12 protein-coding genes are annotated in these 13625 nt (G+C 31.2%); 1 reads left to right on the top strand and 11 read right to left on the bottom strand.

The window, feature by feature from the left end; genetic code table 11:
• Nucleotides 1–222 precede the first annotated feature (222 nt).
• From HMPREF2629_RS05030 to HMPREF2629_RS05000, 7 genes are all read right to left on the bottom strand, one after another.
• Nucleotides 223–720: a DUF948 domain-containing protein gene (locus tag HMPREF2629_RS05030; RefSeq protein ID WP_002449680.1), complete on the bottom strand. Its 498-nt coding sequence runs from the start codon at nucleotides 718–720 to the stop codon at nucleotides 223–225.
• A 77-nt stretch (nucleotides 721–797) separates the two neighbouring features.
• Complete coding sequence (murC, locus tag HMPREF2629_RS05025) at nucleotides 798–2111, bottom strand: UDP-N-acetylmuramate--L-alanine ligase (RefSeq protein WP_019835464.1); 1314 nt, start codon at nucleotides 2109–2111, stop codon at nucleotides 798–800.
• Nucleotides 2112–2132: 21 nt separating this feature from the next.
• Nucleotides 2133–5693 (bottom strand): DNA translocase FtsK, encoded by a 3561-nt coding sequence (locus HMPREF2629_RS05020; RefSeq protein WP_070813191.1) that lies wholly within the window; start codon nucleotides 5691–5693, stop codon nucleotides 2133–2135.
• Nucleotides 5694–5717: 24 nt separating this feature from the next.
• Complete coding sequence (gene ytpR / locus HMPREF2629_RS05015; RefSeq protein WP_017176343.1) at nucleotides 5718–6314, bottom strand: YtpR family tRNA-binding protein; 597 nt, start codon at nucleotides 6312–6314, stop codon at nucleotides 5718–5720.
• A gap of 28 nt (nucleotides 6315–6342) precedes the next feature.
• The gene (locus tag HMPREF2629_RS05010; RefSeq protein ID WP_017176344.1) at nucleotides 6343–7197 is read right to left on the bottom strand and encodes a DUF1444 domain-containing protein; all 855 of its coding nucleotides are present in this window, start codon (nucleotides 7195–7197) and stop codon (nucleotides 6343–6345) included.
• 116 nt (nucleotides 7198–7313) lie between these two features.
• The gene (locus HMPREF2629_RS05005) at nucleotides 7314–7625 is read right to left on the bottom strand and encodes a thioredoxin family protein (RefSeq protein ID WP_002449688.1); all 312 of its coding nucleotides are present in this window, start codon (nucleotides 7623–7625) and stop codon (nucleotides 7314–7316) included.
• Nucleotide 7626: 1 nt separating this feature from the next.
• Entirely contained in the window at nucleotides 7627–8709 is a 1083-nt protein-coding gene (locus HMPREF2629_RS05000; RefSeq protein ID WP_061544436.1) for a M42 family metallopeptidase, read from the bottom strand.
• Nucleotides 8710–8801: 92 nt separating this feature from the next.
• On the opposite strand from HMPREF2629_RS05000, the gene HMPREF2629_RS11155 reads away from it, so the two are divergent.
• Nucleotides 8802–9119: a PepSY domain-containing protein gene (locus HMPREF2629_RS11155; protein WP_039984215.1), complete on the top strand. Its 318-nt coding sequence runs from the start codon at nucleotides 8802–8804 to the stop codon at nucleotides 9117–9119.
• Between the two features lie 325 nt (nucleotides 9120–9444).
• Here HMPREF2629_RS11155 and trmB read toward each other — a convergent pair whose 3' ends face one another.
• The 4 genes from trmB to pepV all read right to left on the bottom strand — a co-directional run bounded on the left by trmB (nucleotide 9445) and on the right by pepV (nucleotide 13493).
• Nucleotides 9445–10086 carry a tRNA (guanosine(46)-N7)-methyltransferase TrmB gene (gene trmB / locus HMPREF2629_RS04990; RefSeq protein WP_002449690.1) on the bottom strand — a complete coding sequence of 214 codons (642 nt, stop codon included), beginning with the start codon at nucleotides 10084–10086 and terminating at the stop codon, nucleotides 9445–9447.
• 13 nt (nucleotides 10087–10099) lie between these two features.
• Nucleotides 10100–10891: a phosphotransferase family protein gene (locus tag HMPREF2629_RS04985; protein ID WP_002488010.1), complete on the bottom strand. Its 792-nt coding sequence runs from the start codon at nucleotides 10889–10891 to the stop codon at nucleotides 10100–10102.
• A gap of 337 nt (nucleotides 10892–11228) precedes the next feature.
• The gene (gene dat, locus HMPREF2629_RS04980; protein ID WP_070813190.1) at nucleotides 11229–12080 is read right to left on the bottom strand and encodes a D-amino-acid transaminase; all 852 of its coding nucleotides are present in this window, start codon (nucleotides 12078–12080) and stop codon (nucleotides 11229–11231) included.
• A gap of 3 nt (nucleotides 12081–12083) precedes the next feature.
• Complete coding sequence (gene pepV, locus HMPREF2629_RS04975) at nucleotides 12084–13493, bottom strand: Cys-Gly-3M3SH dipeptidase (protein ID WP_070813189.1); 1410 nt, start codon at nucleotides 13491–13493, stop codon at nucleotides 12084–12086.
• Nucleotides 13494–13625 lie beyond the last annotated feature (132 nt).

Raw genomic sequence — 13625 nt, 5'->3', positions numbered from 1 at the left:
TACCTGAGTTATTTGTTTCAAATGCATCTCTATCATAGTGTTTCGTCGCATTTGTATTCACGTCATCATTAGATTGATTTGCGCCACGACCATGTAAGTCATTACCAGTGTTATTCGTTTCAAATGAGTCACGATTATATTTTTTACTCATGTTTATTCCTCCTATAAGAAATGCACTTAAACAAGTAAAAACCTCATTTAAGTGCATTTGATTGAATCATATTAAAAGTTTTTCTCAACATTTGTAGTGTAATTTTGATTTGCATCATTAGCTACAGAGTTAGCTCTGTAGTTTGCACTTCCTCTACGGTAGTGTCTATTTTGCCATTTGTCAGCAATTTCCATTGCAACATTTGACCATTGAACTACTTGAGAAATTTTATCTTCATTTTGAGAAATATTATGTGTGATTGAGTTAGTCACACGATCAACTGAGCTATTTAAAGTTTGAACTGAGTCGCCAATACCTTTAACGCCATCAACAACAGAGTTTAAACGTTCAACTTTACCTTGAATGTCTTCAGTTAAGCGATTAGCTTTATGAAGTAAATCAGTAGTTTCACGAGTAATACCTTGAACTTGACCTTCAACACCATCAAGTGTTTTAGCCACATGATCTAAATTTTTCTTAACTGAAATTAAAACTACAACAATTCCAATACATAAAATTAAGAATGCGATTGCAGCAATAATTCCAGCAATTGGTAAAATCCAATGCATAAAAAACGCCTCCTAAATATTCTTTTAAAATAAAAGTCATTAATTATAAATACCCATAATAATTATATATAAACATATTAGAATTCTTTTGACATACCAATTTTTTCTTCATAAGCACCTTGGATTTTTTGAATATCTCCTGCACCCATAAATAGAATAACAGCATTATCAAATTTTTCTAATACATCAATACTATTTTCATCGATTAACGCAGATCCGTCAATACGATTTATTAAATCTTGGATAGTTAATTCTCCAGTATTTTCACGTATTGAACCAAAAATTTCACATAAAAATACATGGTCTGCTTTACTTAATGCATCAGCAAATTCATCTAAGAAAGCTTGAGTTCTTGAAAACGTATGAGGTTGGAATACTGCAACGACATCTTTATTTGGATATTTTTTTCGTGCTGTTTCAATTGTAGCACTAATTTCTCTTGGATGGTGAGCATAATCGTCTACTAATACTTGTTTTGAAACAAAAGTTTCATTAAAGCGACGTTTTACACCGCCAAATGTTTCTAAAGCTTCTTTAATATTATTAACATCCATTTTTTCAAGATAACTAATTGTAATAACTGCTAAGGCATTTTGAACATTATGATTACCATATTGTGGTGTTAAAAAGTGATCATAGTATTCTCCATTAATATACACATCAAACTGAGTACCATTTTCAGTTATTTGTATATTATCTGCATATACATCATCGTTTTTACTAAGACCATAATAATAAATAGGTACATCTGCTTTTAGATTTCTTAAATGTTCATCATCTCCCCAAGCAATAATCGCTTTTTTTACATTATTTGCCATTTCTTGGAAAGCACTAGCAACATCGTCAATATCTTTAAAATAATCAGGATGGTCATAATCAATATTTGTCATAATTGCATAATCTGGGTGATAGCTTAAAAAATGACGTCTATATTCACACGCTTCAAATGCAAAATAATCACTACCTGGTAAGCCCATTCCTGTACCATCGCCAATTAAGAATGATGTTTTCTTGTCTCCATTCATAACGTGAGATAATAAACCAGTTGTAGACGTTTTACCATGAGCACCTGTAACTGCTACCGATGTATATTGATTAATGACTTGACCAAGAAAATCATGATATCTAATCACGTCCAACTTTAATTCATGTGCTTTAACAATTTCTTCATGTGTATCAGGGAAGGCATTACCTTGAATAACTACCATTCCTTCATGTATATTATCTACACTAAATGGTAAAATTTTAATCCCTTTATTTTTAAGTGCTACTTCTGTAAATACATATTTTTCAATATCTGAACCTTGAACTTCATGTCCTAAATCGTGCATAATTTGTGCTAATGAACTCATTCCTGCACCTTTAATTCCGACAAAATGATAATGCGTCATATCCATAAAACTCCTTTAAAATTAATCTTTCTTTAAATCTGCCTCAGTAATAAATACATCTCGTGGTTTAGAGCCGTTTGCTCCAGATATATAATCTAGTTGTTCTAATTGATCGACGATTCTTGCTGCACGATTATAACCAATTTGGAAATGTCGTTGGATTAATGAAGTAGATATATGTCCTTCTTTGACCATAAAACTACAAACATCATCAAATAATTCATCTCGTGCTTGAGTTTGAGTCTTTTTCAACAATTCTTTTTCTTCAAATAAATATTCTGGTTCTCTTTGTGCTTTGATGAAATCAACGACATCATCAATTTCTTCATCAGATACAAATGTACCTTGTACACGTATAGGTTTATTCATACCACTACCTAAATATAGCATATCACCGTACCCTAATAGTCTTTCAGCGCCTCCACTATCAATAATAGTTCTAGAGTCCACGCTTGAAGACACCATAAATGCAATACGGGTTGGTATATTAGCTTTAATAAGTCCAGTAATAACATTAACTGAAGGTCTTTGTGTCGCTACTAACATATGAATTCCACATGCTCTCGCTTTTTGAGCAATTCTAGCAATAGATTGTTCTACCTCTTGTGGAGCCATCATCATTAAATCTGCTAATTCATCAATAACAATGACTATTTTAGGCATACGTTGTTCGTAAGACGCTTTTTTATTAAAAGCAGTAATATTACGTACGTGATATTTTGCAAACAGTTTATAACGTCTTTCCATCTCTTCAACAGCCCACTTTAAACTTTGAGTAGCTGCTTTAACATCTGTAATAACTGGTGAAACAAGATGTGGTAAGTCATTATATGGCGCTAATTCAACCATTTTTGGATCAATCAATAATAATCTCAACTCTTCTGGATGATTTTTATATAATAATGACATTAATATACTGTTAATACATACAGATTTACCTGAACCTGTCGCTCCAGCTATTAAAGCATGAGGCGTTTTAGCAATATCCATTAATAATGGCTCATTATTAATCCGATTACCCATAGCTACTGTTAATTTAGATTCAGTATTTTTAAACTTAGATGATTCTAAGATTGATTTTAAACTTACTTTTGAAGAATTTTGGTTTGGTACTTCAATACCTACCAAGCTTGTACCTGGAATAGGTGCTTCAATTCTTATATCTTTAGCGGCCAGTGCCATCTTTAAATCATCTTGCAAAGCAGTAATTCTCGAAACTTTCACACCTTTTTCAACAGCTAACTCAAATCGTGTTACACTTGGACCTACAGTCACATTTTGAACTTCTGCAGGAACATTAAAGTAATAAAACGCATCATTTAATTCTTGTTTTTTCTCTTCAATCCATGAGTTATCAATTTGATGAATTTCCGGATCTTCTAATAATTCAAGACTTGGTAATTTAATATTAGGACCTTTTCTAATCGCAGCTTTACTTTCGTGTTGCTCGTTTTCATCTTGATCTTCATTCTGAGTATTTAATGTCATAGATATGGCTTGTGTATTTTCATTTTGTACATTTGAAAGTTCACTCGTTTCATCTTCTTGATTATCTTGAAGTGATTGTTCATTAATATTCTTTTTAATATGCTCTTCATGATTATTAGTCGCTTTTACTGATGGACTTGAACTTGGTGTACTAACTGATTTATTTTCCAATTTTGTCTCTGGTTTTAATTCTGGAACGCTAACTTTATTAGTTTTTTTGAATTTTTTAGCATCCATCAAACGTTTTTTGTCAGATGGCGTCATTACAACGTTAAAAGGTTTACTACCCGGAATGATTGAGGATTTAATAGATGATGAAACATCCTCATTTTCAACGATTTGTTTGTTATCATCTTCTAATTTTTCACCTTCAGTGTTAGATGATGAGTCATGAACTGAATCATTGTTATGTTCAATTTGTTCAGAAGCATACTCAGTATCTGTCTCAATTGCATTATCAATTGAATGGTCAATGTCATCATCGTTATGATTTGATTGTTTAGTTACCTCTTCATTCGAAGAAGCGTTCATCTCATGATACTTTGCTTCCTCTACTTCTTCTTTTGAAGTATAATTATCGTCTTGCAATTCATTAACTTTACTTAAATGAGCATCTTCATTTTTATTAAGATGATGCTGTTTGTCTTTAGTTGAATGTATAGGTGATACGTTAAGATTATCGTCTGACAATGGCTCATCATTATGTTCGTCTGTAGATGTCGTATCATTAACTTCTCGTACTTCTACATCTTTATCATTAACAGTTTGAATATTTGGGACAGATTTCAAATCAATTTCTTCATATTGATACTGCTCATCATCGTCATCATAATTAGATGTATTTGAATCAGTTTGAGTCCCTTCATCAATCACATGATTATTCATCGTATTCTCATTTGAGTCTTCCATTTTATCAGTACTATCTTCTGTATATGTCGTTCTCTCTTCATCATTATTTTCTTCATGATCTAGAGAACTCTCTCCAGTGTACTGCTTAGCTTGATTTGCATACATTTCATCAATGACTTTTTGGATTTCGTTATCATTATCCGCTGATTGTTGACGCTTATTCTGTAAAGCTTCTTTAAACTTACGTTTTTGTTGTGCTTTTTTTTCTCTTTCACGTCTAATTTCTTCTACTATTTGTGACGCATAAATATTCTCAATATTCACCGTATTATCTTTTTGAGAAAAATTAGGAACGTTACTTTTTGAAGATGTAGTTTCATAAATATTAGAATTTTGATCATTAATAATTGAAACATCAGTATCTTCATATTTAGTTTGACTCAACGGTTCATTTTTAGACTTGCTTATATTTGTTTTTACATCATTATCAGATACTCGTTGTGCTGTTTGATCTTGTTTTGAATTATGTTTCTCGTCATTATGATTATCGTCATTCTCATTCTCTTTTAGTGGAGGGATAACACCGTTTTCAATTGGTCGGCGTTTTTTTGTACCAAATACTGCAGACGGTACTTCTGAAGTTCTAAAACTTGAATGGTGATATGTAGAATTCGATGTCGTTTTATAGTTTGCTTTAAAACGCTCCGATTGTAATTTCACATGAGAATGATTATTTGTATGCTTATGATATTGAGAAGTCGTTTTTCTATTATTTTTCTCATTTAATTGTGTACTATTCAACGACTTATTACGTTTATTAGAAGGTCTTTCTTTAATTGAAGGCACTCCAGTATCATCATGATTTGTATACTGTCTTCTTCTGCGTCTTCGAGTATCTGTTGCACTGTCATAAGTTTGAGGATAGTCATTATTATTATCTATTTCATCATAACTGTAAGCGCCATAACCAAATTCTTTATCAACTTTAGGTGATTTCTGCGACATATATTCATCTTCATCAACTTCTCTGTAAACCGCTTCATCATATGTTTCAGCATCTTGCCCTAAATCAATAGGAAAACGAAATTTTCCACGCGGACGATCATAGATATCATCATTTTCAGGAAGTAAGGTATGCTCACCATTCTTTTGTGTTTCTGAGTTATGTCGACGTTTATTTTTTCGTCTTAGTAATTCTTCATCAGAATGTTTATCATTGCCAAATAATTCATCAAACCAACTCATACTTCCACATCCTTCCTAGTTTTTTTAATCAAAAAATGCATTGCCTACTTTATAATCATCAGACAATACCATGATTCCTTTTTCTTGAGGTGCATTAGGCAAGTTCAATTCTCTCATTGAACAAATCATACCACTTGATGCAACACCACGTAATTCAGCATCTTTAATTACCATTCCACTTGGCATAACTGCACCGACTTTAGCTACGACAACTTTTTGACCTGCTTCTACATTTGGCGCACCGCACACGATTTGTAGTTTTTCACTACCAACATCAACTTTCAAAATACTTAATTTATCTGCATCAGGATGCTTTTCTTTAGTTTCTACATAGCCTACAACAAATTTAGGTGATAAATCCGCTTCAAGTTGATAATCAAAACCTGCATTTGTAATTGATTGTTGTATAGCTTCTACAAGCGTTTCATTTAATTTAATATGACCCTTACTATTAACTGAATATACTTTTGAAAAATCGAAAATATTAAATCCAACAATTTGATTTTCATGTTTAATAGCAACCACATTATTTTTTATTTCATATTCAAAAGGCCCATCTGTTGGTTCAATTTGTAAAAATGCAACGTCCCCTACGCCTTCTTTATTATAAAATAAATTCATTTAAATTCTCCTTTTTACGTATTATTAGTTATTTTTTATTAAATTTTTTACGATTCGCTTCTAAACGTTGAATAACGTTTGGATCTCTTTTTTGTTTATTATTTTTTCCTAAAATAAAAATCGGCTCTAAATGTTCTTTTTTATAACCAAATGAAAGTGACGTTATAGGTACAAGTCCCTTAGTAAAAAATTCCATCGTCAAGTGTGCCATAACATCATAGCCTGTTTTATTGCGTATATCAGCAATAATTAATACATCTTGATGAGGAACAGCGACTAACATTTCACCTTCACATTGAGCTTCAATGTCATTTAAAAACTTTGTATTTAAAATACGACTCGCATCATATCCGTCATTTGAATTGATAAAATAAAAAATATTTCCTTTTACTTCATCTGTTTTATATTTATTCTCAAGTTTACGTATATTAAACAACGACATTTCTTTAATTTGTTGTGAAGTTAAACCTAGTGTTTTTAACATACTTTCATCAATTAATCGGTACGATTTTCCTAAATCAAGTGCATAATAAATATTAGTTTCTGCAGTATGTTCTTCAATAACAAATTGATGACCTTCTTTAGTTTTTTTATCAAAACTAGTTGATCTTATTACAGGCATAACTTGAATATCTTTCATTTTAGATAGACCATTATCATCCATTTGTGCAATTGCCTCTTCAACATAATAGATAATTTCATCAATGATTTTCTCTTTTTGTTCTTCATACTTCGCTACAACTGCATTAAGTTTGATAGTTACGCCTTTAAAATTATCTCGTCTATATATACGTAATGTTTCTTCTTCACGATCAAACTTAAAATCAACGTCTAAATGTTTTAAACGTTGTTTTAATGTATCTCTCATTTGAAAGACGTTCATATTAAAACACTCCTATTTTCGCACCTTACAATATTTTACAATAAAAAGAGCTCCAGTTACAGAAAAATTAGGCTATTCTTTCATATAAATAAGAAGTTTAAGTCCTAATTACTCATTTACACATATTGACTTAAAAATGAATCTATTTGTTCGATTGATTTTCGTTCTTTTCCAATATAACTTCCCATTAATTCACCATTTTTATATACGAGAAAACTTGGAATACCCATGATATCATTTTCAATTGCTAAATCTATAAATTTATCTCGATCTACTGATACAAATTTAAAATTAGAGTATTTTTTTTCTAATTTCGGTAAATCTGGTTCAATCACTTTACAATCTGGACACCATCCAGCTGTAAATTCAAATACCGTTTGTTCATTTTTTAATTCTTCAAATTGTTTTTCAGTTTCTAATGTAATCATATTATTTCTCCTCACTTTGAAATTGTAATGTTAAAATGTTTTCATTTGTTAAGTGACTCACAGCTTGTTTTAATAATTCACGCGCGGCATAATAGTCTCTAATATCAAATACCGCATCTGTACTATGAATATATCTTGCACATACGCCTATAACTGCTGTAGGTACACCTTTATTTGCTTTATGGATTTCTCCCCCATCTGTACCACCTGGTGAAATATAGTATTGTGAACGAATATCAAATGTATCAACTAACTCCAGTAGATAGTCTCTGAAACGTGGAGAGAGAATCATTGTACCATCTTTAATTCGAATTAATGTTCCTTCACCTAATTGACCAGATAATTGCTGTTTACCTTTAATATCATTTGCAGGAGAACAATCTACAACGAATGCTATGTCTGGCTGTATTAATTCAGTTGATGCTTTTGCACCTCTTAATCCAACTTCTTCTTGAACATTTGCACCCACATATAAATCTACATCTAATTCTACATCTTTGAGTAATTCTAATATTTCAATTGCTAAGACACAACCGTAACGATTATCCCATGCCTTAGCACTATATCGATGTTCAGATAATTGAGTGAATGGTGTAAAAGGAACAATTGTGTCCCCTATTTCTATTCCACGTGATCGAACTTCTTTATCACTTTCTGCTCCTATATCTAACATTAAATCTTTAATCTCAGGAACCGCTTCATTACCTGTTCTAAAATGTTTTGGTATATTCGAAACTACACCTACAATTTTTTCACCTTTTCTATTTTTAACCTGCAGTCGTTGTCCTTGCCATATATCATTAGATACGCCGCCTAAATTAGTAAACTGTAACATGCCATTTTGAGTGATGTTCGTAATCATAAAGCCAATTTCGTCCATATGAGCCGCTATCATCACACGCTTTGCATTTTGTTTTTTTGATTTTTTTATACCAAAAACACTTCCCAAATGAGTTGTTATCACTTCATCTACAAATGGGGTCATTTCTTTTTTCATGTAGTCACGTACTTCTTCTTCAAAGCCTGGTGCTCCATGTAATTCTGTTAATGTTTTTATACGAAGTAAAGTTTTATCGTTTTCCATTACATAAACACACTCCTTAAATGTATTATATCATTTTGATTATGGTAAACTAATAATAAGAACTATTAATAGAAAGGTTAGATTCGATAATTATGACTCGTCAAACTATAAAATATATCTCCATTCCCATCGTAATAACTATAGGAGCATCTACGGCTTTTATACTCTATCATACATTGAAAAACAAAAAAGTAAAAAATCCGGATAGAATATTAGAGGAAGTAAAATCATATTTTATGGATATTAAAGGTTCTTACATTCTTCATGAACCTTTGCAAAATAAAGAGCAATATTTAAATCGTTTTGTTTATCAAGGTGGTATTACTCAAAATAAAAACAACCGTGATATAGAGTATACCTTCTATGCTGATGCACACACAGGTGAAATACTTACTATTGAAGAAAATTAATATTATTTTTTGATATTTAAAAAATATTTTAATACTTTTTTCACTTCATATTTATATTTTAAATTACATTTGTTTGATGTTTTTATTAATTTTTTATCATTTTCGAACTTAACAGTAAAGTAACGATTACTATGATAATACAAAAATCAATAATCATTTTAGATGAAATATGGACTAAATTTTTTCTTTTTCTCTTATATATTGCATGGATGTTTATCATATGTACTTATATTTATCATAAAGAGCAATAAATGATAAAACAACACACGAGCGTAAGAATGTATTTGCTTCTTACGCTCGTGTGTTGGATTTAATATATTATTTATTAATTTTTATGAAATTTGGCTTCCATTCTATAAATACGGGAACCTTTATCAGAAAATTTTTTCTCATATTCAGTTAATATATTATCTTCATCATCTTCATCATGAAGATTTAAATTTAACTTTGTAAAATACATTCCATATTGTGACATGCTTTCAAGACTATAAGCAAATAAACCTCTATTATCTGTTTTAAAGTGTATTTCTCCATCTTCTTTAAGAATTTGTTCATATAGAGCTAAAAAAGTGCGATACGTTAAACGACGTTTTGCATGTCTTTTTTTTGGCCAAGGATCCGAGAAATTTAAATAAATTCTAGATACTTCATTCTCTTTAAAGTACTCATTTAGTTCAATTGCATCATTGCAAATCATTTTTAAATTTGTGAGTCCTTTATCCTTTACTTTATCAAGCACTTTATACATAACGCTTTTTTCACGTTCTAAAGAAACAAAATTAATTTCAGGATGTTGCTCTGCAAGTGTAGTTATAAATTGCCCCATTCCTGAACCGATTTCAATATAGATTGGCTGTTTCTTATCAAACCAATCACTCATTTTGCCAGCATGTGAACCATCCATATCTACTAGGTCAGGATGTTCTTTCAAATAATCTTCTGCCCATGGTTTATAACGGACTCTCATGTATTAAATCTCCTTAAATAAATAAATTACTATTCATTACCTCATTTAAAAATTTGAGCCATGTGTTCATATCTTTAAATCTTTTTTGTTCTTCATACCATTGAATCATGCCGATTGATTGAATCACAGTATACCATTTCATACGTTTATTTAAGTCCATACTTTCTTTAACACCATAAGTATTAAACCAGTTAGACCATTGTTGTTTTGGAACGTAGTTGTATAGCAGCATACCAATATCGATGGCTGGATCAGCAATCATTGCACCTTCCCAATCTACTAAAAATAACTCATCACGATCAGAAAGTAACCAGTTATTATGATTAACATCACCATGAACTACTGTAAAGAAACGTGAATCTAAATTAGGAATATGATCTTCCAAGTAAGTTAATGCTTTTCGAATAATATGATGGGTTAATACGTCTCTAGATAAAGAAGCATTAATTTTCTTTAACATAATATTTGGGGTAATAGGCTCCATTTCCATACGTTTTAACATATTAAGTAGTGGTTTTGAACCATGTATTTTTTTGAGAAGTTCAGCAACTCTTCTTTGAGACATTTCAGATGGTGTAAGTTCTCTACCATTTTTCCAATGTTGTGCTGTTACCACTTCGCCTGTTTCAATACGTTTTGTCCAAACTAACTTAGGCACAATACCTTCTGCAGATAAAGCTGCAATAAATGGATTTGAGTTACGCTTAAGAAATAATTTTTGTCCATCTTGTTCAGCCATATACGCTTCTCCAGATGCTCCACCTGCAGAATCAAGCGTCCACCCTAATTGATAAAACTGCTCCAACTCGTTCACCTCACTTTCAACTAGAAAATGGCTCGAGAAATATAGTTTTTCAAGAGCCATATATCTAATTTAATCATCGCTTTTTATCTAACGATTATATTTCTAACTTTGTTTTTGTTATATTGATAAAATTATTATTTAAATGTCTTCAAATCATTTAAATTTTTTACGTTATCTCTTTAATCACTCAATGATGATTTTATAATTTTTAGCTTAATTTTTCAACTGAAAATGAGAAACAAAATGATACATTTTACTAGTATGAAAAAGCTAAAATCCCGAATGCTTTATAAATATTATAACATATCATATACATCATCGTTGAAGAAATTTAAAGTTAATTGATACTTTTTGATTCAATATACTTTTCGAATCCTTCTTGTAATTTTTTAGTAATTGGACCTACTTTACCATCATTTACAATTTCGCCATCAATCTTAACGACAGGTGTTACTTCAGCAGAAGTACTAGACACAATGACTTCATCTGCATTTTTTAAGAAATCAACTGTAAATGTTTCTTCATTAAATGGTATGTTGTCATCTTCAGCAACCCATTTAATTACTTTTCGAGTAATACCATTTAAAATGTAATTATTAACGGGATGTGTATAGATTTCGCCATCTTTAATCGCATACACATTACTTGACGCACCTTCAGTAACAATTTCATCTCTATGTTGAATGGCTTCTGTTGCATTATATTTAACTGCATATTCTTTAGCAAGAACATTTCCTAATAAATTTAAACTTTTAATGTCACAACGTAACCATCTAATATCTTCAACTGTTACAGCATTAATGCCATTTTCAAAGTCGTCGTATGGACGATCATAACTTTTAGCAAATGCCATAATAGCAGGTTTAACTTCTGGAGTTGGGAAAGAATGGTTTCTTGGTGCTACACCTCTTGTCGCTTGAATATAAATTCCACCATTTTGAATGTCATTGATTTTTAAAAGTTGTCTTACAATATCTGTTAGCTCCTCGACAGTATAGCCTAAATCGATTTGAATTTCACTCGCACTTCTAAGGAACCTTTCAAAGTGTTCAGTTACTGTAAATAATTTACCGTTGTATGCACGAATATATTCATATATACCATCTCCAAATACATAACCTCGGTCTTCATAAGACACTTTTGCGTCTTCTTGATTTAAAAATTCTCCGTTAATAAATACTTTTGTCATTATTTATCCCTCCACACATAGTGAATAAATTGCTTCTAAATAGATACTTGTTGCGTTGAATAATTGTTTTTTAGTAATATATTCATTCTTTTGATGCATTAAATCCTCTGAATCTTCAAACATAGCTCCAAATGCAACACCTTTGTCTAAATTACGTGCATAAGTGCCTCCACCAATTGTATAAGGTTCTGTCATATCACCTGTTTGATTTCTATAAGCAGTGACAAGTTTTTGTACAAATGGATCATTTTTATCTACGAAATGAGGTTGTTGAACTTTACCTAATTCTATTTCAAACCCTTGAGATTTGATTTCATTTTTAAAACGTTCTAAAGCAGTTTCAAATTCGAAGTCTTTAGGATAACGTAAATTGATACCAAATTTGCCACCTTTTTCTTTATCATACGTAATGATACCTACGTTTGTTGTCACGTCTCCCATAACATCAGTATGGAACTTCATACCCATTTTTTCACCAAAATGAGATTCATGTAAATAACGATTACTAAATTCAGCGAATTCTTTTGCAGCTTGATTAAGATTCAAAGTTGATAGGAAGTCAATAAGATATAAACCAGCATTCACACCAAGTGAAGGATCCATACCATGGACGGCTTTCCCTTCAACAGTTAATATCAATTCACCATTATCTACAACCGCTTCACCTTCTAGTTGACGTTGGTCTAGATAATGTTCGAAATGTTGAACTACGTCTGTCATATTTTTTTCAACCAAAATATGTGCTTTAGCATGATCAGGAACCATGTTATAACGTTGACCAGATTTAAATGAAAGAAGTTTTGCTTCTGAATGATCAGTATGATGTGAGCTTACATTTTGGACTAAATCAAATGTTGTAATTCCTTTTTCACCATGAATAGCAGGGAATTCAGCATCTGGTGCAAAACCTAAAGCAGGCATTTCTTCTGTTTTGAAATATCTTTCTGTACATTTCCAGTCAGATTCTTCATCTGTACCAATAATAATATGAATACGTTTTTTCCAATCTACATTCATTTCATTTAAAATTTTAACTGCATAGTAAGCTGCGATAGTTGGACCTTTATCATCAAGTGTACCTCTTGCCACAATAGCATCATCTGTTACAACAGGTTTAAATGGATCAGAATCCCAACCGTCTCCAGCAGGAACGACATCTACATGACATAAAATTCCCAATACATCTTCACCTTGACCTGCTTCAATTCTTCCAGCAATATGATCAACATCATGGGTAGAAAAACCATCTCTTTGAGCGATTTTATACATATAATCAAGAGCTTCACGAGGTCCAGGACCAACTGGTGCTTCCTCTGAAGCTTGACTATCATCTCTCACACTCTTGATTGAAAGTAATCCATTTAAATCTTCAATAATTTGACTTTCATATTCTTGTACTTTTTCTTTCCACATTAGAGATCAACTTCCTTTTCAATAGATATACCTATTATTTTACATAAATCTAGTATTAAATGACAACAAGATGTCAGAAAATTTCATAGTACATATAAAAAAAGAGGCTGGGACATAATTCCTAACAAAATA

The sequence above is a fragment of the Staphylococcus sp. HMSC034C12 genome (assembly GCF_001835895.1).
In the GTDB taxonomy this organism is placed as follows: Bacteria; Bacillota; Bacilli; order Staphylococcales; family Staphylococcaceae; genus Staphylococcus; species Staphylococcus hominis.
This window is presented reverse-complemented; position numbering and strand designations above follow the sequence as displayed.

What these genes read in the sequence shown, in the direction of transcription:
- HMPREF2629_RS05030 (WP_002449680.1), bottom strand. Translation starts at nt 720, where the DNA reads ATGCATTGGATTTTACCAATTGCTGGAATTATTGCTGCAATCGCATTC.
- murC (WP_019835464.1), bottom strand. Translation starts at nt 2,111, where the DNA reads ATGACGCATTATCATTTTGTCGGAATTAAAGGTGCAGGAATGAGTTCA.
- HMPREF2629_RS05020 (WP_070813191.1), bottom strand. Translation starts at nt 5,693, where the DNA reads ATGAGTTGGTTTGATGAATTATTTGGCAATGATAAACATTCTGATGAA.
- ytpR (WP_017176343.1), bottom strand. Translation starts at nt 6,314, where the DNA reads ATGAATTTATTTTATAATAAAGAAGGCGTAGGGGACGTTGCATTTTTA.
- HMPREF2629_RS05010 (WP_017176344.1), bottom strand. Translation starts at nt 7,197, where the DNA reads ATGAACGTCTTTCAAATGAGAGATACATTAAAACAACGTTTAAAACAT.
- HMPREF2629_RS05005 (WP_002449688.1), bottom strand. Translation starts at nt 7,625, where the DNA reads ATGATTACATTAGAAACTGAAAAACAATTTGAAGAATTAAAAAATGAA.
- HMPREF2629_RS05000 (WP_061544436.1), bottom strand. Translation starts at nt 8,709, where the DNA reads ATGGAAAACGATAAAACTTTACTTCGTATAAAAACATTAACAGAATTA.
- HMPREF2629_RS11155 (WP_039984215.1), top strand. Translation starts at nt 8,802, where the DNA reads ATGACTCGTCAAACTATAAAATATATCTCCATTCCCATCGTAATAACT.
- trmB (WP_002449690.1), bottom strand. Translation starts at nt 10,086, where the DNA reads ATGAGAGTCCGTTATAAACCATGGGCAGAAGATTATTTGAAAGAACAT.
- dat (WP_070813190.1), bottom strand. Translation starts at nt 12,080, where the DNA reads ATGACAAAAGTATTTATTAACGGAGAATTTTTAAATCAAGAAGACGCA.
- pepV (WP_070813189.1), bottom strand. Translation starts at nt 13,493, where the DNA reads ATGTGGAAAGAAAAAGTACAAGAATATGAAAGTCAAATTATTGAAGAT.